The 22,581-nt window shown below is 61.8% G+C and carries 19 protein-coding genes; 10 read left to right on the top strand and 9 right to left on the bottom strand.

What is annotated here, in order from left to right:
* The first annotated feature begins 216 nt into the window (after positions 1–216).
* The 3 genes from A0257_02025 (at position 217) to A0257_02035 (ending at position 3,647) form a co-directional block, all read left to right on the top strand.
* Positions 217–2,064, top strand: a complete 1,848-nt coding sequence (locus A0257_02025) for a hypothetical protein (protein ID AMR25996.1) — start codon at positions 217–219, stop codon at positions 2,062–2,064.
* A gap of 58 nt (positions 2,065–2,122) precedes the next feature.
* On the top strand, positions 2,123–2,791 hold the full coding sequence (locus A0257_02030) for a hypothetical protein (protein ID AMR25997.1): 669 nt from the start codon (positions 2,123–2,125) through the stop codon (positions 2,789–2,791).
* A 289-nt stretch (positions 2,792–3,080) separates the two neighbouring features.
* A complete protein-coding gene (locus A0257_02035) occupies positions 3,081–3,647 on the top strand; it encodes a hypothetical protein (GenBank protein ID AMR25998.1) in 567 nt (188 codons plus the stop codon).
* A gap of 279 nt (positions 3,648–3,926) precedes the next feature.
* On the opposite strand, the gene A0257_02040 is transcribed toward A0257_02035, so the two are convergent.
* Positions 3,927–5,258 (bottom strand): hypothetical protein, encoded by a 1,332-nt coding sequence (locus tag A0257_02040; protein AMR25999.1) that lies wholly within the window; start codon positions 5,256–5,258, stop codon positions 3,927–3,929.
* 195 nt (positions 5,259–5,453) lie between these two features.
* Between A0257_02040 and A0257_02045 the strand changes: the two genes are divergently transcribed.
* The 3 genes from A0257_02045 to A0257_02055 all read left to right on the top strand — a co-directional run bounded on the left by A0257_02045 (position 5,454) and on the right by A0257_02055 (position 7,674).
* Entirely contained in the window at positions 5,454–6,329 is an 876-nt protein-coding gene (locus tag A0257_02045) for a hydroxymethylglutaryl-CoA lyase (protein ID AMR26000.1), read from the top strand.
* A 67-nt stretch (positions 6,330–6,396) separates the two neighbouring features.
* Entirely contained in the window at positions 6,397–7,146 is a 750-nt protein-coding gene (locus A0257_02050) for a Fe-S oxidoreductase (GenBank protein AMR26001.1), read from the top strand.
* Between the two features lie 120 nt (positions 7,147–7,266).
* Entirely contained in the window at positions 7,267–7,674 is a 408-nt protein-coding gene (locus A0257_02055; protein ID AMR26002.1) for a hypothetical protein, read from the top strand.
* A gap of 978 nt (positions 7,675–8,652) precedes the next feature.
* Here the strand turns inward: A0257_02055 and A0257_02060 are convergent.
* Positions 8,653–9,315 carry a hypothetical protein gene (locus A0257_02060; protein AMR26003.1) on the bottom strand — a complete coding sequence of 221 codons (663 nt, stop codon included), beginning with the start codon at positions 9,313–9,315 and terminating at the stop codon, positions 8,653–8,655.
* 53 nt (positions 9,316–9,368) lie between these two features.
* On the opposite strand from A0257_02060, the gene A0257_02065 reads away from it, so the two are divergent.
* Complete coding sequence (locus A0257_02065) at positions 9,369–12,146, top strand: polynucleotide kinase-phosphatase (protein AMR26004.1); 2,778 nt, start codon at positions 9,369–9,371, stop codon at positions 12,144–12,146.
* A gap of 73 nt (positions 12,147–12,219) precedes the next feature.
* The gene (locus A0257_02070) at positions 12,220–13,008 is read left to right on the top strand and encodes an NIPSNAP family containing protein (protein AMR26005.1); all 789 of its coding nucleotides are present in this window, start codon (positions 12,220–12,222) and stop codon (positions 13,006–13,008) included.
* Between the two features lie 134 nt (positions 13,009–13,142).
* Here the strand turns inward: A0257_02070 and A0257_02075 are convergent, their stop codons facing one another.
* From A0257_02075 to A0257_02105, 7 genes are all read right to left on the bottom strand, one after another.
* Complete coding sequence (locus tag A0257_02075; GenBank protein AMR29582.1) at positions 13,143–13,559, bottom strand: hypothetical protein; 417 nt, start codon at positions 13,557–13,559, stop codon at positions 13,143–13,145.
* 236 nt (positions 13,560–13,795) lie between these two features.
* A complete protein-coding gene (locus A0257_02080) occupies positions 13,796–15,481 on the bottom strand; it encodes a hypothetical protein (protein ID AMR26006.1) in 1,686 nt (561 codons plus the stop codon).
* A 94-nt stretch (positions 15,482–15,575) separates the two neighbouring features.
* Entirely contained in the window at positions 15,576–16,031 is a 456-nt protein-coding gene (locus tag A0257_02085; protein ID AMR26007.1) for a hypothetical protein, read from the bottom strand.
* Between the two features lie 30 nt (positions 16,032–16,061).
* Positions 16,062–16,313, bottom strand: a complete 252-nt coding sequence (locus tag A0257_02090) for a hypothetical protein (protein AMR26008.1) — start codon at positions 16,311–16,313, stop codon at positions 16,062–16,064.
* 2 nt (positions 16,314–16,315) lie between these two features.
* Positions 16,316–16,906, bottom strand: a complete 591-nt coding sequence (locus A0257_02095) for a hypothetical protein (GenBank protein AMR26009.1) — start codon at positions 16,904–16,906, stop codon at positions 16,316–16,318.
* A gap of 16 nt (positions 16,907–16,922) precedes the next feature.
* Positions 16,923–17,744 (bottom strand): hypothetical protein, encoded by an 822-nt coding sequence (locus A0257_02100; GenBank protein AMR26010.1) that lies wholly within the window; start codon positions 17,742–17,744, stop codon positions 16,923–16,925.
* A 182-nt stretch (positions 17,745–17,926) separates the two neighbouring features.
* Positions 17,927–20,134: a hydroperoxidase gene (locus A0257_02105; protein ID AMR29583.1), complete on the bottom strand. Its 2,208-nt coding sequence runs from the start codon at positions 20,132–20,134 to the stop codon at positions 17,927–17,929.
* Between the two features lie 418 nt (positions 20,135–20,552).
* Here A0257_02105 and A0257_02110 point away from each other — a divergent pair, with 418 nt between their 5' ends.
* Both A0257_02110 and A0257_02115 read left to right on the top strand, forming a co-directional pair.
* Complete coding sequence (locus A0257_02110) at positions 20,553–21,314, top strand: hypothetical protein (protein ID AMR26011.1); 762 nt, start codon at positions 20,553–20,555, stop codon at positions 21,312–21,314.
* A 62-nt stretch (positions 21,315–21,376) separates the two neighbouring features.
* On the top strand, positions 21,377–22,447 hold the full coding sequence (locus A0257_02115; protein ID AMR26012.1) for a nucleotidyltransferase: 1,071 nt from the start codon (positions 21,377–21,379) through the stop codon (positions 22,445–22,447).
* The last annotated feature ends 134 nt before the right edge of the window (positions 22,448–22,581 follow it).

The raw sequence follows: 22,581 nt of genomic DNA on the forward strand, positions 1-22,581 counted from the left end.
AGGCCGGCGGCCAACAGCAGGGTAGGGAATACACTTCCCAATTTATTGCCAAAATAAGTCATGAGTACAGCGCGTAAAGCGGTAGGAAAGAGCCAGCTTCGCGCCGGCGCTCTCCGGCTAAACGGGTTAGTTGGAAGCCAGGTTACCCGGCACCTTCGGCGGGAGCGCGGCGCGGGGGTACTTTTGCGAAAGAGCCGGGTGGGGCCACTTGTAACTATGCGTTTACTTCTACTGCTGAGTATCGGACTGGGGCTGCTGGGCGCGCCTATGCGAGGCGTAGCGCAAGCGGGGCCAGCCGGGGCCGCACCGGGCCGCTACTGGGTGACGCTGCGCGACAAGCAGGGGGTAGGGTTCGACCCGGCGCGGTATTTCAGCCCGGCCGCGCGGGCGCGCCGCCAGCGCCAGGCCCTGCCCCCCGCCGACTACACCGACCGCCCCGTACGGCCCGACTACGTGGCCGCCGTGCGCGCTGGCGTTGACACCATTACGGTCGTCAGCCGCTGGTTCAATGCGCTGGCCTGCCGCGCCACGCCGGCCCAGGCGGCGGCCCTGCGCCAGCGGCCCGGCGTGGCCGCCGTGACGCCCTGGCCGGTGCAGAGCCGGCTGCGGCCCGCCAGCTATTCAGCCCCTAAAACGGCTGCGCCGCCACCCGCCGCTCGCCCCACCGTGAGCGCGGCCGACTACCAGCTCGGCCGCCAGCAGACGGCCGCCCTGGGCCGCGCCGACCTGAGCCGGGCTGGGCTGCTGGGCCAGGGCGTGCGCATCGCGGTGTTTGACGTGGGGTTTCGGGGCGTGAACTGGCACCCGGCCTTTCGGGCGCTGCGGCGCGAGAGGCGCATCGCAGTCACGTATGACTTTCTGAAAAACCGGCCCGACGTGTTCCACGGTGGTTCGCACGGCACCGAAGTGCTGGGCTGCCTGGCCGGCCGCTTGCCCAGCGCCGACACGCTGGCAGGCGGCCCCGCGCTGGGCCTGGCCCCGGCCGCTACCTACCTGCTGGCCCGCACGGAGGGCATGGCCAGCGAGCGCTATTCGGAGGAAGAAGCCTGGCTGCGCGCCGTGGAGTGGGCCGACCAGCAGGGCGCCGACATCATTAGCTCGTCCTTGGCCTACACTGAGCAGCGCTATTTTCCGGAGGAGATGGATGGCGTGCACTCGCTTATCGGGCGGGCGGCCACGATGGCGGCCCGCAAGGGGCTGCTGGTGGTGAGCGCCGCCGGCAACGACGGCGACGACGACTGGGTGCGCATCGGCACGCCCGCCGATGCCGACTCGGTGCTGGCCGTGGGCGGCCTCGACCCGGCCACTGGCCTGCATCTGTCGTTCAGCTCGGTGGGCCCCAGCGCCGACCGCCGCCTCAAGCCCGACGTGTCGGCGTTTGGTATTGTCTTGACCAGCAACGCGAACGGCGGCTACGAGCGGGTTGAGGGCACGTCATTCGCGGCCCCGCTGGTGGCGGGGCTGGCGGCTTGCGCCCAGCAGGCCAGCGGCGGCCGCCTACCGGTGATGGAGCTATTCAAGCGGGTGCGCGAGGCCGGCGAATTATACCCCTACTACGACTACGCCCACGGCTACGGCCGCCCCGAGGCCGGCCGCCTGCTGGCCCGGCTCAAAGGCCCGCTGCCGCCGGTGGCCCCCACGTTCGACTTCGTGGTGCACGACTCGCTGGTGGCCGTGGTGCTGCGGCCCGCCGCCACCATTCCCGCCGCCATCCCGCTGCCCCTGGTGGCCGAGGCCGACGAACTGAGCCCCAGCACCGCCAGCTGGCTCACGCCGCCTACCCCCGCCCGCCCGCCCGGCACGCCCACGCCCACCGCCGCCAACGTGGCACCCGTGGGCAAGGAGCAGCCCGCGCCCGCCGATTTCGCGCCCGTGCTGCCGCCCTACCCTTCCTATCCGGCGCGCCTCTACTGGCACCTGGCCAACGCGCGCGGCGTGCTGCACCGCTACGAGGTGCGCGCCGTTACGCAGCGGCTGGTGGTGCAGGTGCCGCGCCGGCTGGCGCGCGGCGGCAATGTGCTGCGCGTTTATTATCAAGGTTATACGGGGCAATATGCGGAATAGACCGGCAATGCGGACACGACTTCAGCAGCGCTTCTTTGGGCCGCTGCTGTTCGGCTTATTGGTGGCTGGCCCGGCGGCCCGCGCCCAGCAGGTGCTGCTCCAAACCGACGTGGCCACCGACACCCTACCCCCCCGCACGGGGCCGAACCGCCGCTACTTTGGGCACCTGTATGGCGGTTTAGGGCTGGCGGCCGGTGCCAGCAATTTGGGGGTGAAGTATGGCTTTCCGTCGTTTGAGGTGCAGGCGGGTGGGCGGCTCAAGCGCCGGCTGGGGCCGTACCTGGCCTTCAACGCCGACCTGCGCTACGCCTACCTGCGCTATGGCCTGGCGCCCGACGTAGCCCGGTCCGCGCCCTTCGGCCCCAACTTCGGCTTCGATAGCCAGACCATCAGCTACCACCAGCTTCAGGGTGAGGCCAGCCTGCGCCTCAACCCCGAGCGCCGCCGGGGCAACAACGTGGGCCGCTACCTCGACCTGCTGGCCTACGGCGGCCGCACGCTGGCCGCCAACTACACTGCCATTGGCCCCTCGCCCAGCGGCGGCCAGCGCGAAGTGATTGAGCACCAGCCGGCCTACCTGGCGCGCTGGCAGGGGGGGGTAGGGCTGCGCCTGGGCAGCAATTCGCTGGCCCTGGTGGGCCGCTACCGCCTCAGCGAGCTCCTGCCGGGCATGAGCCTGGCCGAGCCGCCGCGCTGGGTGCTGGGCATCGAGATAGGCTGGTTTTAAACCCTGGCCCGATTGTGGGGCATACCCGGCGGAAGCGAGTTGGAGCGGTTTTAGCGTCAGTTAGTGAGATAGTTTAGGAAGCCCTCAGCCCGTCATTCCGAGCTTACCGAGGAGGCTCGTTTGCGCCGTTGAACGAGGCTCGAACGATGCGGGCGAGATTCCTCGGCAAACTCGGAATGACGGGCTATCAGCTTCTTCTACAGCTTCATTTTTAATCTTTAATTGCTTCCAGAATCGCCGTAATTACTTCGTTATGCTACTTTCTACCCGCTCCCTGGGAGCTGTTGCCTTGCTCGCGCTTACCCTGGCTTCCTGCGTAAACACCGAGCGCGAAATGGCCACTTCAAGCCGCGGCCCGCGCACCGAATTCACGCCTCCCAAGGGCCGGGGCGAGCGCGTGGGCGGGGCCACGGTGCTCAACACGGTGCGCGCCACGCACGTTTTTTCAGACTCCAAAAACCCCGATACGTTCATGCTGCAACTGCGTGGCCCGCGCGTGCTTAGCAGCAGTCTGCACCTCGTCGTGCTCAGCAGCAAGGGCGACACGCTGCGCCACGAGGTGCTGCCCACCAGCGTTCTGCTCACCGACCCTACGCTAAAGGATAACCAAGCGGCCTCGGTGCGCGAGCGCGAAATCAGCGTGCTACGCGGCATGAACACGTTTTTCGGCGATAGCCACTTCGTGCGGCCCGCCGTGCCCGCCGCCGCTACCCCCCCCGCCGGCCTCGACGCCGAAGCCTGGGCCAGCCTCCGCGATGACCCCGCCGCCGTGGGCTTCGACTACCTCGGCAGCAAGGGCGCAACGCGCCTGATATATGCGCGCCAGCTAGGCCGCGTGGTGGCGATTGAAGAATAGGGTAGAACGCTATGCTGACGCCGGGAAGCATCTCTGTCGCTTCGTTGAGCGACTCGCAAATGACGTGGTAGAGGCGCTTCCCGGCGTTAGCGTGAAGCACTTAAAGCAGTGCCCAGGTCGGTGTACGGGGCGGGCTGCCGGCTTTTCGCCGGCTGTCCGCTCATCGGAAGAACAAGCGGGGCGAACGACGAGCGGACAGCCGGCGAAAAGCCGGCAGCCCGTCCTACCCAAGCTGCACACGAACTTGAGAACTGCTCTAAATTACTCTTTACTAACACTCTAAATCTTTGCCCAGCCCTGCTGCCCGGCCGGGCCACGCAGTAGCGCGTAGCCGGCGCTTTCACCCAGCACGACTACCGACGTGCGCAAGGGCCACGCCGCCAGCGCCGGCGCGCTAGTCCTGGGTGCCGCCTGAATTTCGTGGGCCGCCGCCAGCACCAGCCGCCGCAACGGTTGCGCCGGGGCCACCGTGCGGGCAGCCACGTAGCACAATTGGCCGTTGGGCAATTCCACGCGCAGCCAGCTGGCGCGCTGGCCCAGCACCAGCAGGGGCAGGGTGGCGGGCAGCTGCCGGGTGGCCTGCGCGGGGCGCGGGCGCACCCACTCGCCGCGGCGGTCGGGGCCGGCGAGGGGGGTAGGGAGGGGGTCTTCGCGGTGCAAAAATGGCCACGGGTCCACGGCCCCGCGCCCGGCCCGGTAGATGCCGAAGTGCAGGTGCGGCGCGGTGGTGCGGGCGTTGCCGGTGTTGCCCACCAGGCCCAGCGTGTCGCCGGCCCGCACGCGCTGGCCGGGCTGCACCAGCTGCTTGTCGAGGTGGGCGTAGTAGAGATGCTGGCCTTGCTTATCAGCCAGCCACACTACGCGGCCGCCGAGCTTAGATTCGCCGGTGCGGGTGATGTAGCCGTCGGCCGCCGCCACGGCGGGCGTGCCGCGCGGCGCGAAAATATCCACGCCCTCGTGGCGTCGCGCGCCCCCGTCACGCGCATTGCCCCAGAAGCTGCCAATGGCCTGGTCGGTGCGGCCCTTCACCGGAAACAGCCCCAGCCCCGGCCCGCGCCACAGGCGCAGCGTGTAGCGGCCGGCGGCCAGCAGCTCGGGCTGCACGCGCAGCAGGTGCTGGGCATCGTCGGTGGCCTGGTAGCTATAGTCGTAGGAGCCGGCGGCGGTGGTGTCGGTGGCAGTCCACTTCAGCAGCTCGGGCTTTTGGTGGGGGGGTAGGGCGAAGGCATCGACGAACACGCGGGGCGCCAGCACCGGGCCGGGCGCCAGCGTGAGGCGCACGTGCACCAGCTCGCCGGCCCGCACGGCGTAGCGGTAGCCCGCCGCCGTGGGCTGCTCGGGGCGGAAATAGCCGGTTTCGAGCACCGGCAGCGTCACGGTCAGTGAGTCGCGCAGGGCCTGGTCGGCGGCCTGCTGCCACTGCCGGCCCAGGGCAGCTTGCTGCAAGCCGGCGCGGTCGAGGGCGCGGGCGTAGTCGTCGTGCGGGGTAGTTTTTTGGAATAAAGCCGCCAGCGTCCGGGGCTTGCTGCACGAGGCCAACAGAATCAGCAACCCCACGAAAAATCCTCCGGCCCGCCGCCCGCCGGAAGTGGAAAAGAACGAAAAAAGCATACCCGGCAAACGCCCGTGCGGTCAGGCAAGTTCTATGCAAATAGCCGTGAGAGAACGTCATTCCGAGCTTGCTGAGGAATTTCGCGCGCATCGTGGAACGACACCCGAACGACGCGATTGTCATTCCTCGGCAAGCTCGGAATGACAATCGCTCCCAAGCACCAACCGCCAAGCACCAAGTACCTTCGCCCCGCTATGCCCACCCACCCCGTTATCCTCACCGAGTGCCCGCGCGATGCCATGCAGGGCCTGCCGGACTTCATCCCTACCCCCGTCAAAACGGCCTACCTCCAGCAGCTGCTGGCCGTGGGCTTCGACGTGCTCGATTTCGGCTCGTTCGTGTCGCCCAAGGCCATTCCGCAGCTGCGCGACACGGCCGAAGTGCTCGCCGGCCTCGACCTCGACCGCACGCGCACCAAGCTGCTGGCCATCGTGGCCAATCTGCGCGGGGCCGAGCAGGCCGCCGGCCACCCCGAAATCCACTACCTGGGTTTTCCGCTTTCGGTGAGCGAAACCTTTCAGCGCCGCAACACCAACCAAACCATCGCCGAGGCCCTGGCCGACGTGGCCGCCATGCACGAGCTCTGCGAGCGCCGGGGTAAAACGCTGATTGTGTACCTCTCAATGGGTTTCGGCAATCCCTATGGCGACCCCTACGGCCCGGCCATTGTCGCCGACTTCACCGCGAAGCTGGCCGCGTTGGGCGTGCGCATCGTGGCCTTGTCCGACACCATTGGCGTGAGCACGCCGGCGCTCATTACGCCCTTGTTTGAGGAGCTGATTCCGGCTTTCCCACGCATCGAGTTTGGTGCTCACCTGCACACTACCCCCAGCACCTGGCTCGAAAAAGTGCAGGCCGCCTACGGGGCCGGCTGCCGCCGCTTCGACGGCGCGCTCGGCGGCATCGGCGGCTGTCCGATGGCGGCCGACGTGCTCACCGGCAACATGGCCACCGAGAACCTGGTGGCGTTTTTGGAGGGGGTAGGGGAGGAAACGCTCCTCTACCCCGTAGCCTTCGCCGCCGCGCAAGCCCAAGCTGCCTTGGTATTCGCGCCCGTCCGCGCCGCCTAGTTTCCGCGTCTTCCGCGAAATCCTCCGCGTCTTCCGCGGGCAATTTTATCCGCGCCATTTGCCAGCCATGCCCACTCCCCAAGTCGATATTTTCATCCCCTGCTTTGTGGACCAGCTTTACCCGCACACCGCCCTCAACATGGTGAAAGTGCTGGAACGAGCCGGCTGCCAGGTGCACTACAACCCCGACCAAACCTGCTGCGGCCAGCCCGCCTACAACGCGGGCTATGTAAACGAAAGCTGGGATATTGCCCACAAGTTTCTGGCTGATTTCCCTACCCCCCCTGCCGGGGCCGAAACCCGCTACGTCGTCAGCCCCTCGGCCTCGTGCGTGGGCATGGTGCGCAATGCCTACTCCCACCTGTTTAGGGAGCGTGAAGAGCGCTTTATGTGCCAGGACGTGCAGCGCCGCACCTACGAGCTAACCGAGTTTTTAACCGACGTGCTGAATATCAGCACTATCCCCGGCGCGGCGCTGGCCGGCACCTACACCTACCACGACTCCTGCTCCGCCTTGCGCGAGTGCGGCATTCGGGAGGCCCCGCGCCGGCTGCTCGATGGCGTGGCCGGCCTGCGCCGCGTAGAGATGGCCGAAACTACCACTTGCTGCGGCTTTGGAGGCACCTTTGCCGTGAAGTTTGAGGCTATTTCGGTGGCGATGGCGCAGCAAAAAGTGGAGCATGCCCTGGCCACCGGGGCCGACTACATCGTGAGCACCGACGTGAGCTGCCTCATGCACCTGGAGGCGTATATTCGGCGCGAAAAACTGGCTATCAAAACGATGCATATCGCCGACGTGCTGGCCAGCGGCTGGTAATACTTCTGGCGACTGCTTAACCGCAGATTAGCTGGTTCTTATAACCCGGCAACTGCCTGAGGCTCTTGTAGAAATTTAGGTTCCGTCATTCGTACATTGAGCCCCAATCCACCGGCCGCTATGCAACAGATAGACAAAGTAAGCGCACTGCCCTACGAGCAGTTCATCGAGAACTATGTAAAGCCCGGCATACCAGTCGTTTTGACGGATGCCTCGGCTAGCTGGAAGTCTAATACGCAGTTTACGCCGGCTTTCTTCAAGGAGCACTTTGCCGACTACGCTACGACGCACGGCGCAACAACTTACTCCATGAGCGATATTCTGGAGATTACCGCTCAGAGCACGCCCGAAAACCCAGCACCGTATCCTATCCTGTTTGAAGTGCCTACTCAATTGCCTAAGCTGCTGGCAATGCTGGAGCCGTTGCACATGCATTATTCTTTGCCAAACTGGTTTAGCAATAAACTAATGCCTTACGGGATGTTTAGGAATAATAGAGTTACTAACTACTTATTATCAATTACTTGACTTATAAACCTGTCATTTTGTAATTTGCTAATGCGGTGCAAATTCGTATGGCATCGGTAAACTTAGCCTTTTGTCTCATTCGGTTTTCGATGCGTAATATAAAGAATGATTTCACCTTAGCAATGGCATTTTCAACAGCTATTCTTACCTGTGAAAAGAGCGAATTAATTGCTTTTTGTAGCTTAGTTAAGGGATGATATTTGCTCGCTTTATACGGAATCCAAACGTCTTTGCATTTGACTGCTTTTGTTATGCCTGTAAAGCCAGAATCGACATGCAGCCGATACGCACTCAAATCAAGTCCGCCAAAAATATCTTTAAAAATAGTAAAATCATGTACATGCCCAGGGTAGGCCTTGCTAATGAATAAAATTCGCTTACCAAGGGTGCAAATAATTAGCCATTTTAGGGTGTGAAATTTTTTTTACCACTGTAATGCTCTTTTTGAACTTGCTGATTAACAGCGCGTTCGATTGGCACTTCGGTTACATCAATCACCAGGTCAGTTATGCCTGCAAATTGCTCATTAACGGCCTCCTGATTCCTTTCCATAAAAGTATTTTGTACTTTTTGCTGTTGTAAAGCCGCTTGTAAGTGAGGCTTAAGGAGTTCCAGATACATGCTGGCGGCTGCGTCTGAAATACCAAAATACATGCCCATATTTTGAAGAGTGGGATACGCTTTATGATAGTGCAAAACAAAAAAAGTGCCTCTCTTTTGTCCGTTAAAACAGGTTGCACCTGCCGGGCATAACGTGGGGGTTCCTTGGGAATATATAAAGGAGCGAAATGCTCATAAAGTGCCGAAAACTCTACTAGCGAAAGACCAGTTGCTGCTTTGTACTGCCTATCATTGATAGCGTTGTGATAAATGCTGGATGGCATAGAAAATGCTTGTTGTAAGTAGAATTTATTAGTTATGTACGTAAAAACTTGCTAATCAGTTGTTAGCAAGTCTAGTTATGTACGTAAAAACTTGCTAATCAGTTGTTAGCAAGTCTATTAAAAGAAAGTAGTCCACATTTGGAACTAGAATTGGCAAATGTTCAGGCCAAATAGCTAGCGTAATAATGCGCTTATCAGCTAGAGTTTGTAGAACAAAAATTTTGGGAACAAAATACTTTTCTCCCAACTCCATTTGCAGTTCTATCTTATTAAAGTTGTGCTGCCACAATGCATTAGAAGCCGGTAATGGATAATAACTCAACTCAAGCTCTTTATAAAAACGTGCTGATTGTAGCGCATTAATTTCAGACCAGTTTTTATATAATTCTCCTTTTTTAGGTTGTATTGGGTATTTATCGTTTCCATTGTCTTGAGGATTATCTACATAAAGTCCGAGTTTTTGAATAATCTCATTGACAAATAGAAACGCCTCCTGTCCGAAGAAGTCAGGGCGCAAAAAATTCAAGTTGAAGCTGAAGTGCATGTATTCATAATCATTCTTTAGCTCATCTACTTCTAGTGCAAGTACTGGCTCATTTAGGTCAAAGCAGAAATAAACTTCTGTGTCTTCATTCTCATAAAACCACTGGTTACCGGCCTCATTTGGGAGGCACAGATTATGTGTCAGATAGGCACTTATGTCGCTCTCAAAAATCTGTGCTTCCCGGCGTTTGTAGAAATATAGGTCGTAGCTCACTTAATGAGTCGTTAATTTAGGAAAGGCCTTCGTGACCTTTATTCCCGTTTCCAATGCCCCAAAATACCCTAAAGCTCCCCGAACTGTCCCTAATCCTGCTCATTGGCAGCACGGGCGCGGGTAAGTCCACGTTTGCGCGCCGCCTGTTCCGGCCCACCGAAATTGTGTCGTCGGATACCTGCCGGGGCCTAGTATCGGATGATGAAAACAACCTGGATGCCACCAACGACGCCTTCGACCTGCTGCACTACTGGGTGGCCAAGCGCCTCAAGCGCGGCCGCCTCACCGTGATTGATGCCACCAACGTGCGCGCCGAAGACCGCAAGGCCTTCGTGGCGCTGGCCCGGCAGTACCACTGCCTGCCGGTGGCCATCGTGCTCGACGTGCCCGAGAGCGTGGCCGCCGACCGCAACCGCCAGCGCCCCGACCGCGCCGGCCTCAAGCCCCACGTCATTGCCAACCACCGCCGCCTGCTGCGCCAGGGCCTGCGCACGCTCAAGCCGGAGGGCTTCCGACACATCTTCCACCTGCGCGGGGTGGAGGAAATCGACGCTGTGCAAGCGATAGTGCGCGACCCGCTGCACAACAACCGCCAGCAGGAAACCGGCCCCTTCGACATCATCGGCGACGTGCATGGCTGCTATGCGGAGCTGTGCGAACTGCTGGAGAAGCTGGGCTACGCGGTGGCGGAAGAAGCGGTGCTGGACGCGCGCGATTTGGGCGTGCGGGTCACCTCACCCCCTAACCCCCTCTCCCGTGGAGAGGGGGAACTAGTTTCTAGCTCTACTTTAGAAGTAGCTGCCAATAAGCAAGCTTTCGAAAAGGCAGTTAGCCCAGAACTAGAAACTAGTCCCCCCTCTCCACGGGAGAGGGGGCTAGGGGGTGAGGTGAACGTAGGCGCTACCCCCCGCAAAGTCATCTTCCTCGGCGACCTCGTGGACCGTGGCCCCGCCTCGCCGCAAGTCTTGCGCCTGGTAATGAGCATGGTGCGCGATGGCCTGGCGCTGTGCGTGCCCGGCAACCACGATATAAAATTGCTGCGCCACCTCAACGGTAAAAACGTGGCCGCCACCCACGGCCTGGCCGAAACCCTGGCCCAGCTCGCAGCCGAAACGCCCGCCTTTAAGGAGCAGGTGCGGCTGTTTCTAGATGGGCTGGTGAGCCACTACGTGCTGGACGGCGGCCGGCTGGTGGTGGCCCATGCCGGCCTCACCGAAGACATGCAGGGTAGGGGCTCGGGGGCGGTGCGCAGCTTCGCGCTCTATGGCGAGACGACCGGCGAAACGGACGAGTTTGGCCTGCCCGTGCGCTATCACTGGGCCAGCGAGTACCGGGGCCGGGCGATGGTGGTGTACGGCCACACGCCCGTGCCCGAGCCCGAATGGCTCAACAACACCATCGACATTGACACCGGCTGCGTGTTTGGCGGCCGCCTCACCGCCCTGCGCTACCCCGAGCGGGCGCTGGTGGCCGTGCCCGCGCACCGGGTGTATGCCGAGCCCAGCCGCCCGCTGCACTACAACCCGCACCAGCCGGAACAATTAACGAAAAACGAAGAACAAACAACCGCCCAGCAGCAGCATGACGACCTGCTCGACATCCGCGACGTGACCGGCAAGCAACTCATTAACACGCGCTTGCTCAACACCGTGACGGTGCGGGAGGAAGACGCCGTGGCCGCCCTGGAGGTGATGTCGCGCTTCGCCCTCAACCCCAAGTGGCTGCTGTATCTGCCGCCCACCATGTCGCCCACCGAAACCTCGGAGCTGCCCGACCTGCTCGAACACCCCGCCGAAGCCTTCTCCTACTACCAGCGGCAGGGGGTAGGGCGGGTGGTGTGCGAGGAAAAGCACATGGGCAGCCGCGTGGTCGTGGTGCTGGGCCAGAGCGAGGCCGCCATCCAGCGCCGGCTGGGGGTTGGGGGCGAGGGCCTGGGCAAGTGCTACACCCGCACCGGCCGCAACTTCTTCACCAACAGCGACCTGGAAACTGCCTTCCTGGCCCGCCTACGCGATGCCCTCACGGCGGCCGGCTTCTGGGAGCGCTTCGGCACCGACTGGGTGTGCCTCGATGCCGAGCTGCTGCCGTGGTCGGCCAAGGCTCAGGAATTAGTGAAGAGCCAGTACGCCGCCGTGGCCGCCGCCGCCGGCGCTGCCCTGCCCCAGGCCGAAGCCGCGCTGGTTGCCGCCACCGCCCGCGGCCTTTCCGGCGCGGCCGAGCTGCTGGCCCGCACCACCGCCCGCCGCGCGGCCGCCACCGACTACGCCGACGCCTACCGCCGCTACTGCTGGCCCGTGCAGTCGCTCGATGACTTGAAATTAGCCCCCTTCCACCTGCTCGCCACTGAGGGCAAAACGTACTTCGACCGCGACCACGCCTGGCACATGGAAACCCTGCGTGCCCTCAGCCTCGCCGACCCCGGCCTGCTGCGCGCCACGCCCTACCGCGTGGTGGACCTCACCAACCCCGCCGAAATCGAAGCCGCCACCGACTGGTGGACCGCCCTCACCGCCGGCGGGGGCGAAGGCATGGTGGTGAAGCCCTACGACTTCATCCCCCAAACCGGCCGCTCGCTCGTGCAGCCCGCCCTCAAGTGCCGGGGTAGGGAATACCTGCGCATCATCTACGGCCCCGATTACCTGCTGGCGGGCAACCTCGACCGCCTGCGCCAGCGCAACGTGAAAGCCAAGCGCAACCTGGCCCTGCGCGAGTTTGCCCTCGGCGTGGAAGGTCTCGAACGGTTCGTGGCCGGCCAGCCGCTGCGCCTGGTGCACCAGTGCGTATTCGGTGTGCTGGCCCTGGAAAGCGAGCCGGTGGACCCGCGCCTGTAGCGGCGAAAATAAATGGGCTGCGTACACCGCAAAATTTACTTACTCACCAGCCCTACCCCTTCCTTTTCCACTCATGAAAAAAACCGTTTTCCTACCCCTCATCAGTGCGCTGTGTCTGTGGCTGCTGGGTAGCGCGGCCCTGGCCAAGCCGGCCGCCGAGCGCCCCGCCTACTTCGAGCTGAAAATATACCACATCAAAACGCCGCGTCAGGAGGCGCTGATTGACAGCTTCTTGCAGCATCAGTATATGCCGGCCATGCGGGCGGCGGGCATCGCCACCATCGGCGTGTTCAAGCCCATCGGCAACGACACGACCGCCGACCGGCGCGTGTACGTGTTCACGCCCTACGCCTCGCTCAAGCAGTGGGAGCAGGTGAAAAACACCGCCGCGCCCAAGCTGCTGACCGCCGGCGGGGCCTACGAAAACGTGGCTTACAACAATCCCGCCTACACTCGCCTGGAAACCATTTTTATCCAGGCCTTCGACGAGATGCCCGCCCTCACCGCGCCCAAACTCGACGCGCCCAAGAGCGAGCGCGTGTATGAGCTGCGCAGCTACGAGAGCGCCAGCGAGAAAATCTTCCGCAACAAGGTGCAGATGTTCAACCAGGGCGGCGAAATCAAGCTCTTCAACCGGCTGGGCTTCAACGGTATTTTCTACGGCTCGGTCCTGTTCGGTGCCCACCTGCCCAACCTGATGTACATGACCTCCTTCGCCAACCGCGAGGCGCGCGAGGCCCACTGGAAAACCTTCGGCGCCGACCCCGAGTGGAAGCGCCTCTCGGCCCTGCCCGAGTACCAGAACAACGTGGCCCACATCGACATCACGTTTTTGCGCCCTACCCCCTATTCGGGGCTGTAAGGCCAACCCACCTGAACGTCCTTCCGAGCTTGCCGAGGAATCTCGCCCGCGCCGTTGAAAGGTATCCGAACGGCGCGGGCGAGATTCCTCGGCAAGCTCGGAAGGACGTTCTGCTGGCTTCCTATACAGACTCCTTAAAACTTGTCATCATTCACCTCCACCCAAAAACCGTCGGGGTCTTGCAGATAAATCTGGTTTACACCGTCGGGGCGGGGGGTAGTCTTGTGCGGCTCGCTTTTCCAGTTGCCGTAGCGCACGCCGAGCTTGTCGAGGTGGGCCATGAACTGGGCCAGGTCCGGCACGCTGAACGCCAGGTGGGTATTAATGTCGTGCTCCTGCGCCTTATTACCCTGGATAATATGTAGTTGGCTGTGCGGCCCGATGCGCAGCCACACGTGCCGGCCATCCTTAAACGGCTCGGGTATCTCGGGTAGCAGCAGCGCATTTTTATAGAAATCGGCCGTTTTATGCACATCCACCACATAGAGCGCGATGTGATTGAGCACGGCCGGCGTCTGGGCGGCGGCATTTTGGGGGGTAGCAGCGGCCATCGCAAAGGCGAACAGGCAGAATACCAGTAGTTTTCTCATGGGCGGAAATGGAAGGGGTAGGCGGTTTGGGAGAATTGGTTAAGAATTAGAACAGAACGTCATTCCGAGCTTGCCGAGGAATCTTGCTCGCCTCGTTGCACGTTACCCGAACGGTGCGAGCGAGATTCCTCGGCAAGCTCGGAATGACGTTCGAATAGCTTGCTAAAAACCATTTATATAACCCGCCACTAAGCTACTTATTTTACCCGCGCCGCCCGAAACTCCGAGCCCGCCCGCCACTGCGGAAACGTGGTTTCGCCGGCCAGGCGCTGGCCCACGCGGTAATAAAGCTGGGCATCCTGGGCCACGCCGCGGAGGTCCCAGCCGGGGTCAAACTGGTCGGCGGGCTTGTGATACATGCCGGTGGTGTAGGCCTGGCGCTTCTGGGCGATGTAGGCCTTGCCCTGGGCGCGGCTCTCGAAGCCGCCGCTGGCGTAGAGCGAGGGCACGCCCACGTGGGCGAAGCTGAAGTGGTCGGAGCGGTAAAACATACCGGTTTCGGGCGTCTGGTCGGGCAGCAGGTAGCGGTCCTGCTCCTGGGCCGCCGCGCGGGCGTAGTCCTCCAGCTCCGACTGCCCGTAGCCGATAACGGTGAGGTCCTTCATCGGGCCGTAGGGCCAGAGCATGTCCATATTGAGGTCAGCCACCGTTTTAGCCAGCGGAAATGGCGGGTGCTGGGCGTAATAATTCGAGCCCAGCAGGCCCTGCTCTTCGCCCGTCACGGCCAGAAACACGATGCTGCGGGCCGGCTTCTCTTTGGCCTGCTGAAATTCCTTGGCGATGCTGAGCAGCGCCGCCAGCCCGGTCCCATCGTCCACGGCGCCGTTATAAATAGAGTCGCCGGCAATAGCCTTGCCCACGCCAAAGTGGTCCCAGTGCGCCGAATAAATGACGTACTCGCCGGCATTGGTAGTGCCGGGCAGCACCGCCAGCACGTTTTGGGATGTCTGGCGGCGCAGCTTCTGTTGCAGGCTGGTGCTCAACGTGAGGCCCAGCGGCCGGGCGCGGAAGCCGCGCTGGTTGGCGGCGGCGTAGAGCGCGTCGTAATTCTGGCCGGCCGCAGCGAAGAGGCGCTTGGCCGCGTCGAGCGTCAGCCAGCCTTCAATGGCGCACTTGCCTGCGCCGTGGTCGGCGGTTTGGGGGCGCAGTTTGGGGCCGACGGCCCCGCTCAGCACCACGCTCCAGGGGTAGGCGGCGGGCTTACTATCGTGCACGATAAGCAGGCCGGCCGCGCCGTGGCGGGCGGCCTCCTCGTATTTGTAAGTCCAGCGGCCGTAGTAGGTCATGGCCTTGCCTTTAAATAGCGTAGTGTCCTGGCCCGCGTTGCCGGGGTCGTTCACGAGCACCACCACGGTTTTGCCCTTCACGTCGAGGCCGGCGTAGTCGTCCCAGCCGTATTCGGGTGCCACCACGCCGTAGCCAGCAAACACCAGCGGCGAATTGCTGACCATCACCGTCGGCTGCTCGCGCTGGCTGAACACCACGTAATCCGTCTTGTATTCCAGGCTCAGCTGCTGGCCCTTGCCCGAAATTTGGAGGGTAGGGGCGGGAGTCACGCTGATTTCCACCATCGGCACCGGCTGAAAATAGCTGCCGTTCGGCCTCGCCGGCTTCAGACCCAGCTGCCTGAACTGAGCCGCGAGGTAGTTGGTAATGCGCGTTTCGCCCACCGTAAATGGCTTGCGCCCCAGCATACTATCCGACGACACGGCTTTAAGATAGCCGCCAATCTCGGCTGCCGTAATGGCGTTGGCCGCCGCCGGGGGGGTAGGGGCCGTGGTGGCTTGCGTGGTAGTGTTGGAGGGCGATTGGCAGCCGGCCAAAGCCAGGCCCAGCAGGCCCGCCAGCGGCAGCCGGGCAACCCGGCGAGAAGTAAAAATCATGAGCGAAGCATTGAAACGAAAAGACGTAGCTAAGGGCGCTCAAGGTACAAGCCAGCCCCGCATAGCCCAGGTTGCCGCCCCGCACCGGCGGCCGTTAGCGCGGGCAGGCCACGGGCAGCAGCGTGTATTTCGCGTCAAAATGCAGGGTGCCAGGCTGCTCAAATACCATCTTTCCCTGGCGCTCCACTACGGGGCCAAAGCCTTCGACAAAGCCAATATCGCGGCGCAAAAAGGCCACCTGCCGCACCGATGTCGTGCCTTCCGACCCAAAAGTATAGTCGGCCAGCAGCGTATCGCCGTGCATGGTGCCGCGAATGGTGCCCTGGTTGCGGTCCTTCTCAGAGTAGCGGTAGCTCAGCTGGCCCGTCACGGTGGGCTGCGTGGTTTGCAGTGTCAGGCGCACCGTGTCATTGGCCATGCGGTAGGCGAAGCACTGCGGGCCGATGGGGGTAGGGGCCGCCAGCTCCTGGGTGGCCTGGGTGCCTTGCTCGTGGCAGGCCGTGAGCATCCCCAGGCTTAGGGCAAAGGCAATAAGGGCTATAACGCGCATCCTATGAAAAAATTAATCGGCTTGCTGTTTTCAGCAGGCGACCACAAAGTTGGTGAAGTTTTCGATGAGCGCCGCCTGCTCCTCGGGCCGCCATTGTAGTCGGTACACCACCGGCCAGCCGCTGGCGCTAACGTGTAGCGTCAGCCCATCCTCGTAGGGTACAAAATTAGTTCCCTCAAATACCCAGGTTTCGCCCACGGGGTGCGCCTGGCCGTCGTAATCAACGAACTCCTGCACCACGCGGTAGCGCTGGCCTGGGGTAAGCGTCTGGATAGCAGCCATAACTACTCCTGCGGCGTGGCCAGCAGCGTGCGCTCGATGCGGCGGTCGGGCACCAGCCACATAAGAGCCACAAAAACGTAGCAAGTCCCCGACAACCAGGGCAGCCAAAAGCTGCTGCCAATGCCCGCCGAATAAAGCACCGGCGAGAGCTTGCCCTTCCAGTCGCGCCCCACGGCGCGGGCCAATGGCGACTCAGAACCGCCATTCACGGCAATAATGCAGTTTTGTAGAATGGCATACGCCACCGCCGAGCCGAGCAGCACGCCGCCGTACACGGCCAGCGTGGCCGGCGCAAAATGGTTTTCGCCCATCCAGCCCGTGGCAAACGGTATCAGCGAGAGCCAGAACAGCAGGTGCAGATTGGCCCACAGCACGCCGCCGCTCACCTGTCGCGTGCCGCTGAGCAAATGATGGTGATTATTCCAGTAAATACCTACGTACACAAAGCTCAGCACGTAGCTCAGAAACACGGGCAGCAGCGGCCGCAGCGCCGAAAAGCCGGCCCCGTGCGGCACCTTCAGCTCCAACACCATGATGGTGAGGATGATGGCGAGCACACCGTCGCTGAATGCTTCGAGGCGGCCTTTTTGCATAAATTAAGCGTAATAATTAATCGACATCAATGCAGTCTGACTGCTTGACTTTAGTGAACAGCTTGCTAAACTGTTCATTGAGCGGGTATTGGTCGGCGATAGTGTTGTATTTGCGTTGTGCATTAGCGCAATTTCCCCAACCAAAGGTCATAAGCGCGACTTTGGCGTACGCCATCCGCTCGGGCGACGCCGACTGGGCCACAAACTCGGCCTCCAATTGCTTTGGCATCCCGTTGTTAATCTTTTGCTGGTCAACCAATTTGCGCCAGGCCTTCATCACCACCACCGTGTCGGTCGAAGCTAGTGCGGTGGCGTACTCCGGGCAGGCCGCGTGGTAGCGGTTGCTCAGCCACGAAGCCGGCTGAAAATAGCCCTCCAGCGTAGCTTGGTCTAGCGCGTAGCCTTCGGCCAGCTCCAACTCGCGCAGGTGCTTGATGTTGCGCCAGAATTTGGTAGGAACTACGTGCAGTTTATGGATGATGCCGGCCAGTGAGTCGTGCTCGTGGGTGAGTTGGCTGGCCGTACTCCGAAAAAAAGCGTCGTTGTAATTCTTCAAAGAAAATGGCACCACGGTTGTCATAATTAAAAAGCCATTGACCAGTTGGTAGGTATCGCGCAGCTGCTGCTGGGTGTAGGCACCCGCCGTGTAAGTACCCGTGTTGGTGCAGGTATCATCTTGCCAGCTAAATGTTTGCACCGAGTTGTGCGTCGTTTTCTTGGGCGGTGGCACCGCCACTGCCGGCATTGCGGCTGGCTGAGCGATGGTGGCTGCCGGCTTGCTTTCGCAGGCAATGAGCCCTACTAGCGGCAGTAATTTCAGGGTAGTAGAAAAAGTCATTGAGCGGGGCGCGCTGGGGCAAGCAAATGGCCGGATAGCCAGAGTAAAAGCCTCGGCAGCAGCCACAGGCAAAAGTAGAAACTGCGCGGCCACAACTTGTCGAAAACTAAAAAACGCCGCCCCGTTGCCAGGGCGGCGTTTCTGCAACCTAATTCAGCGAGCAGCGACTCGCCGGGGCAACCCTACTTTTTCGTCAGGTCGAAGCGGTCAGCGTCCATCACCTTGGCCCAGGCGGCTACGAAGTCGCGCACGAATTTGGGGCCGGCGTTATGGGTGCCATATACTTCGGAGATGGCGCGCAGCTCCGAGTTGGAGCCGAAAATCAGGTCCACGCGGGTGCCGGTCCACTTCACCACGTTGGTTTTGCGGTCGCGGCCTTCGAACAGCTGGTCGGCCTCCGAAGTGGCTTTCCAGGTAGTGCCCATGTCGAGCAGGTTCACGAAGTAGTCGTTGGTGAGCGTGCCAGGGCGGGCGGTAAACACACCGTGGTTCGAGTGGTCGTAGTTGGTGTTCAGCACGCGCAGGCCGCCAATCAGCACCGTCATTTCGGGGGCCGAGAGGGTCAGCAGCTGTGCCCGGTCGATGAGCATCGCCTCGGGAGCGGCTTCGTGGTTGGCGCGCAGGTAGTTGCGGAAGCCATCGGCGTGCGGCTCCAGCGCCTCGAACGACTGCACGTCGGTTTGCTCGTGCGTGGCATCGGTGCGGCCGGGGTGGAAAGGCACCTGTATGTCGTAGCCACCTTCCTTGGCAGCCTGCTCGATGGCAGCGGCCCCGCCCAGCACAATCAGGTCGGCCAGTGACACTTGCTTGCCGCCCGCGTTGCTGTTAAACTCCCTTTGGATGCCGGTTAGCGTGTCGAACACCTTGGCCAGCTCGGCGGGGTTGTTGGCATCCCAGTATTTCTGGGGAGCCAGCCGCAGCCGGGCACCGTTGGCCCCGCCGCGCTTGTCGGAACCCCGGAACGTGGCGGCCGAAGCCCAGGCTGTGCGAATGAGCTGTGCGCCCGTGAGGCCGCAGGCCAATAGCCGGTCTTTCAGCGTGTTAATATCCTGCTCGTCAACCGGCGCGTAGTCGGCGGCGGGCAGCGGGTCTTGCCAGACGAGTACTTCGCTCGGCACCTCGGGACCCACGTAGCGCGACACCGGACCCATGTCGCGGTGCGTGAGCTTGAACCAGGCGCGGCTGAAAGCATCGGCAAACTCCTCGGGGTTTTCGTGGAAGCGGCGCGAGATTTTCTCATAAATCGGGTCTTCGCGCATGGCGATGTCCGAAGTCAGCATAAACGGCTGGTGCGACTTATTCGGGTCGTGGGCGTCGGGAATCAGGCCCGCGCCGGCATCGCCTTTGGGCTTCCACTGGTGCGCCCCGGCGGGGCTCTTGGTCAGCTCCCACTCAAAGCCAAACAGGTTGTTGAAGTAGCCGTTGCCCCACTTGGCGGGGGTAGCGGTCCAGGCACCTTCGAGGCCGCTGGTGATGGTGTCGCCGGCGTTGCCGGTGCCATACGTGTTCAGCCAGCCCTTGCCCTGCTGCTCGATGCCTGCCGCAGCCGGCTCGTGCGCAATATACTGGGCGGGGTCAGCCGCGCCGTGGGTTTTGCCGAAGGTGTGGCCGCCGGCAATCAGGGCCACGGTTTCCTCGTCGTTCATGGCCATGCGGCCGAAGGTTTCGCGGATGTCGCGGGCCGAGCCCAGCGGGTTGGGGTTGCCGTTGGGACCCTCCGGGTTCACGTAAATCAGGCCCATCTGCACGGCCGCCAGCGGGTTTTCGAGCTGCCGGTCGCCGGTGTAGCGCTTGTCGCCGAGCCACTCGCGTTCCGAGCCCCAGTAAACTTCATCCATCGGCTCCCACACGTCGGCGCGGCCACCCGAATAGCCAAACGGCTTGAGGCCCATCGACTCCAGGGCGCAGTTGCCGGCCAAAATCATGAGGTCGGCCCAGGAAATCTGCTCCCCATATTTCTGCTTGATGGGCCACAGCAGCAGGCGGGCTTTGTCGAGGTTGGCATTGTCGGGCCAGCTGTTGAGCGGCGCGAAGCGCTGCATACCCGCGCCCGCGCCCCCGCGGCCATCGGCGATGCGGTAGGTGCCGGCGCTGTGCCAGGCCATGCGAATAAAGAACGGGCCATAGTGGCCGTAGTCGGCGGGCCACCAGTCCTGCGAGGTGGTCATCAGCTCAAGCAGGTCCTGTTTCACCGCGTTGAAATCCAGCTTCTTGAACTCCTCCACGTAGTTGAAGTCCGCGCCCATCGGGTTGGCCAGCGCCGAGTGCTGACGCAGGATGTTGAGCCGCAGCATGTTGGGCCACCAATCGCGGTCGCGGGTGCCGCCGCCGGCCGCCTGCTGCGTCTGCCCCGCCAAAAACGGACATTTCGCCGCTGAGGGGTCATTCATGAAAAACTCCGTGGTGTTGGCGGCGGGCGCGTGCTTGTTGTGGTCTTCAGCCATTGGTAAAGGGTTGGATTAATTGAAAGTCGGTTTTTAAGTAATAGGGTGCTACCGGGACAACCTGCCGAATAAACGGCTAAGATGGGCAAAGTACCGGCAAGTAGTGCATAGGTTTGTGGGCCGCCGGTAAAAGATTAGGGCATTTTTGTGAAAGGCCGGTCAACCTGCTTTCGTACCCCTCATTCGGGTTGCCAGTAGGTTACCGGGTAAGAAAAGCAGGTGCTATTTTGTTTAACAAAAGTAGCTATTTTTCTCAATAAACAGCGCGGAAAGCGTTTTTTTGCCTGATTCTGTTTAACCTACCTGGCGGCTTACTGCTACAGCACAGGATTTTTACTAACACCAATCCGGCGCTTTTTATTCCATGACGACCCGCATTGCCGCCGCCCTGGCCGCCCTCGAAGCCAAGTACGGCATCCGCATTCTCTACGCCTGCGAGTCGGGCAGCCGCGCCTGGGGCTTTCCCTCGCCCGACTCCGATTTCGACGTGCGCTTTCTCTACGCGCAGCCCCTGGACTGGTACCTGGGGCTCGACGAAGGCCCCGACACGCTCAACTTTCCCCTCGATGACGAGCTGGACCTCGGCGGCTGGGAGTTGCGCAAGGCCTTGCGCCTGCTGCGCGGCTCCAACGCGGCGCTGTTTGAGTGGCTGCAATCGCCGGTTATCTATTACCAAGCGCCGAATTTTTTGGCGCGGCTAGCCCCGCTGCTACCCCTCGCTTTCAACCTGAAGGCCGGCCTGCACCACTACCTGGGCCAGCTGCGGCGCGGGGTAGAAGAAGATTTAATCGGCGAAGAAGTGCGCCTGAAACGCCTGTTCTACGCCCTGCGTGCGGCCCTGGCGGCCCGCTGGATACGCGAGCGCCACAAGTTGCCACCAATGGAGTTTGCCCCGCTGCGGGCGCTGCTACCGGCTGATTTAGAGGGGGTAGTGAATGAATTGCTGGCGCAAAAAGATGTTTCCAGCGAGAAGACGCTGGTGGCCCGCCCGGCGGCGCTGGTGGCGTGGCTGGCGGAGGAATACGCGGCCGGGCAGGCGGCGCGCGAGGCGCTGCCGGTGGCGCGCGCCGCGGAGCCGCTGACGCGAGAGCTGAATGCGCTGCTGCGCGGGTGGCTCGTTGGGTAGCCGGCCGGCCAGGCAGCCTGAGCCATTTTGAGGCAGCCCCTCCACCCCGCTATTTTCGCCCCATGACCATCGCCGACCTGCGCCAGCGCCACCTTATTTTGTTCGAGGCCATCAGCGGCAGCCGCGCCTACGGCACGCAGCTGCCGCATTCCGACACCGATTTAAAAGGTGTATTCGTGCTGCCCGAAGAAGAATTTTTTGGCCTGAATTATATTCCGCAAATCGCGAATGAAACCAACGACGAGGTGTTTTATGAGCTGCGTCGCTTTGTCGAATTATTGCTGAAAAATAATCCGACCGTGCTCGAATTACTCGGCACGCCGGCCGACTGCATTATTTACAAGCACCCGCTTTTTGAGCAATTCAAGGCGGCCGATTTTTTATCCCGGCTCTGCCGCCAAAGCTTTGCCGAATATGCCGTGGCGCAAATTCGCAAGGCGCAGGGATTGAATAAAAAAATTAACCATCCCGAGCCGCCGGCCCGCAAGTCGGTGCTCGACTTTTGCTACGTGACGGTGGGGGCGGGGGCGCAGCCGGTGGCGGCCTGGCTGGCCCGCCAAGGCATTGAAGATGAGCAGTGTGGGCTGGCCAACGTGCCGCACCTCACCGACTTGTACGCCCTGTTCATCGACCCTACCCCCCTCCGCCCGCTCGGCTACCGGGGCCTGGTGCGCGACCCGGCCACCAGCCAGGACGTGCTGCTCTCGGCCGTGCCGAAAGGGGAGGAGCCGGTCGCCTATCTGTCGTTTAATCGCACCGGCTACAGCGTCTATTGCCGGGCCTTTCGGGAGTACTGGGAATGGGTGGAAAAACGCAATAAAGAGCGGTACGAAAACACCGTGCGGCACGGTAAAAATTACGACGCGAAAAATATGCTGCACGTGTTTCGACTGCTGCAAATGGCGGAGGAAATTGCCCGCACCAGCACGCTACACGTGCGCCGCCCCAATCCCGAATTTCTGCTGCAAATTCGGCGCGGCGAGTTTGAATATGCCGAGCTGGTGGCTCAGGCCGAGCACTTAATAGCGCAGGTCGAAGCGGCGTTTGCCACCTCATCCCTACCCCCCGCGCCCGACGCCAACGCCGCCGAAGCCACGCTGCGGCAAGTGCGCCGGGCATTTTATCAACTTTAAGTATTCATGCAGAAGTAAATAGGTGCCAAAAAACGTCCTTCCGAGCTTGCCAAGGAATCTCGCTCGCGTCGTAGAAACGAGACCCAAACGGCGCGGGCGAGATTCCTCGGCAAGCTCGGAAGGACGTTCACCAC

Source organism: Hymenobacter psoromatis (genome assembly GCA_001596155.1).
Taxonomy (GTDB): domain Bacteria; phylum Bacteroidota; class Bacteroidia; order Cytophagales; family Hymenobacteraceae; genus Hymenobacter.

Coding starts and splice junctions, on each gene's coding strand:
- A0257_02025 (AMR25996.1), top strand. CDS start 217: ATGCGTTTACTTCTACTGCTGAGTATCGGACTGGGGCTGCTGGGCGCG.
- A0257_02040 (AMR25999.1), bottom strand. CDS start 5,258: ATGCTTTTTTCGTTCTTTTCCACTTCCGGCGGGCGGCGGGCCGGAGGA.
- A0257_02045 (AMR26000.1), top strand. CDS start 5,454: ATGCCCACCCACCCCGTTATCCTCACCGAGTGCCCGCGCGATGCCATG.
- A0257_02050 (AMR26001.1), top strand. CDS start 6,397: ATGCCCACTCCCCAAGTCGATATTTTCATCCCCTGCTTTGTGGACCAG.
- A0257_02055 (AMR26002.1), top strand. CDS start 7,267: ATGCAACAGATAGACAAAGTAAGCGCACTGCCCTACGAGCAGTTCATC.
- A0257_02065 (AMR26004.1), top strand. CDS start 9,369: ATGCCCCAAAATACCCTAAAGCTCCCCGAACTGTCCCTAATCCTGCTC.
- A0257_02070 (AMR26005.1), top strand. CDS start 12,220: ATGAAAAAAACCGTTTTCCTACCCCTCATCAGTGCGCTGTGTCTGTGG.
- A0257_02075 (AMR29582.1), bottom strand. CDS start 13,559: ATGGCCGCTGCTACCCCCCAAAATGCCGCCGCCCAGACGCCGGCCGTG.
- A0257_02080 (AMR26006.1), bottom strand. CDS start 15,481: ATGATTTTTACTTCTCGCCGGGTTGCCCGGCTGCCGCTGGCGGGCCTG.
- A0257_02085 (AMR26007.1), bottom strand. CDS start 16,031: ATGCGCGTTATAGCCCTTATTGCCTTTGCCCTAAGCCTGGGGATGCTC.
- A0257_02090 (AMR26008.1), bottom strand. CDS start 16,313: ATGGCTGCTATCCAGACGCTTACCCCAGGCCAGCGCTACCGCGTGGTG.
- A0257_02095 (AMR26009.1), bottom strand. CDS start 16,906: ATGCAAAAAGGCCGCCTCGAAGCATTCAGCGACGGTGTGCTCGCCATC.
- A0257_02100 (AMR26010.1), bottom strand. CDS start 17,744: ATGACTTTTTCTACTACCCTGAAATTACTGCCGCTAGTAGGGCTCATT.
- A0257_02105 (AMR29583.1), bottom strand. CDS start 20,134: ATGAATGACCCCTCAGCGGCGAAATGTCCGTTTTTGGCGGGGCAGACG.
- A0257_02110 (AMR26011.1), top strand. CDS start 20,553: ATGACGACCCGCATTGCCGCCGCCCTGGCCGCCCTCGAAGCCAAGTAC.
- A0257_02115 (AMR26012.1), top strand. CDS start 21,377: ATGACCATCGCCGACCTGCGCCAGCGCCACCTTATTTTGTTCGAGGCC.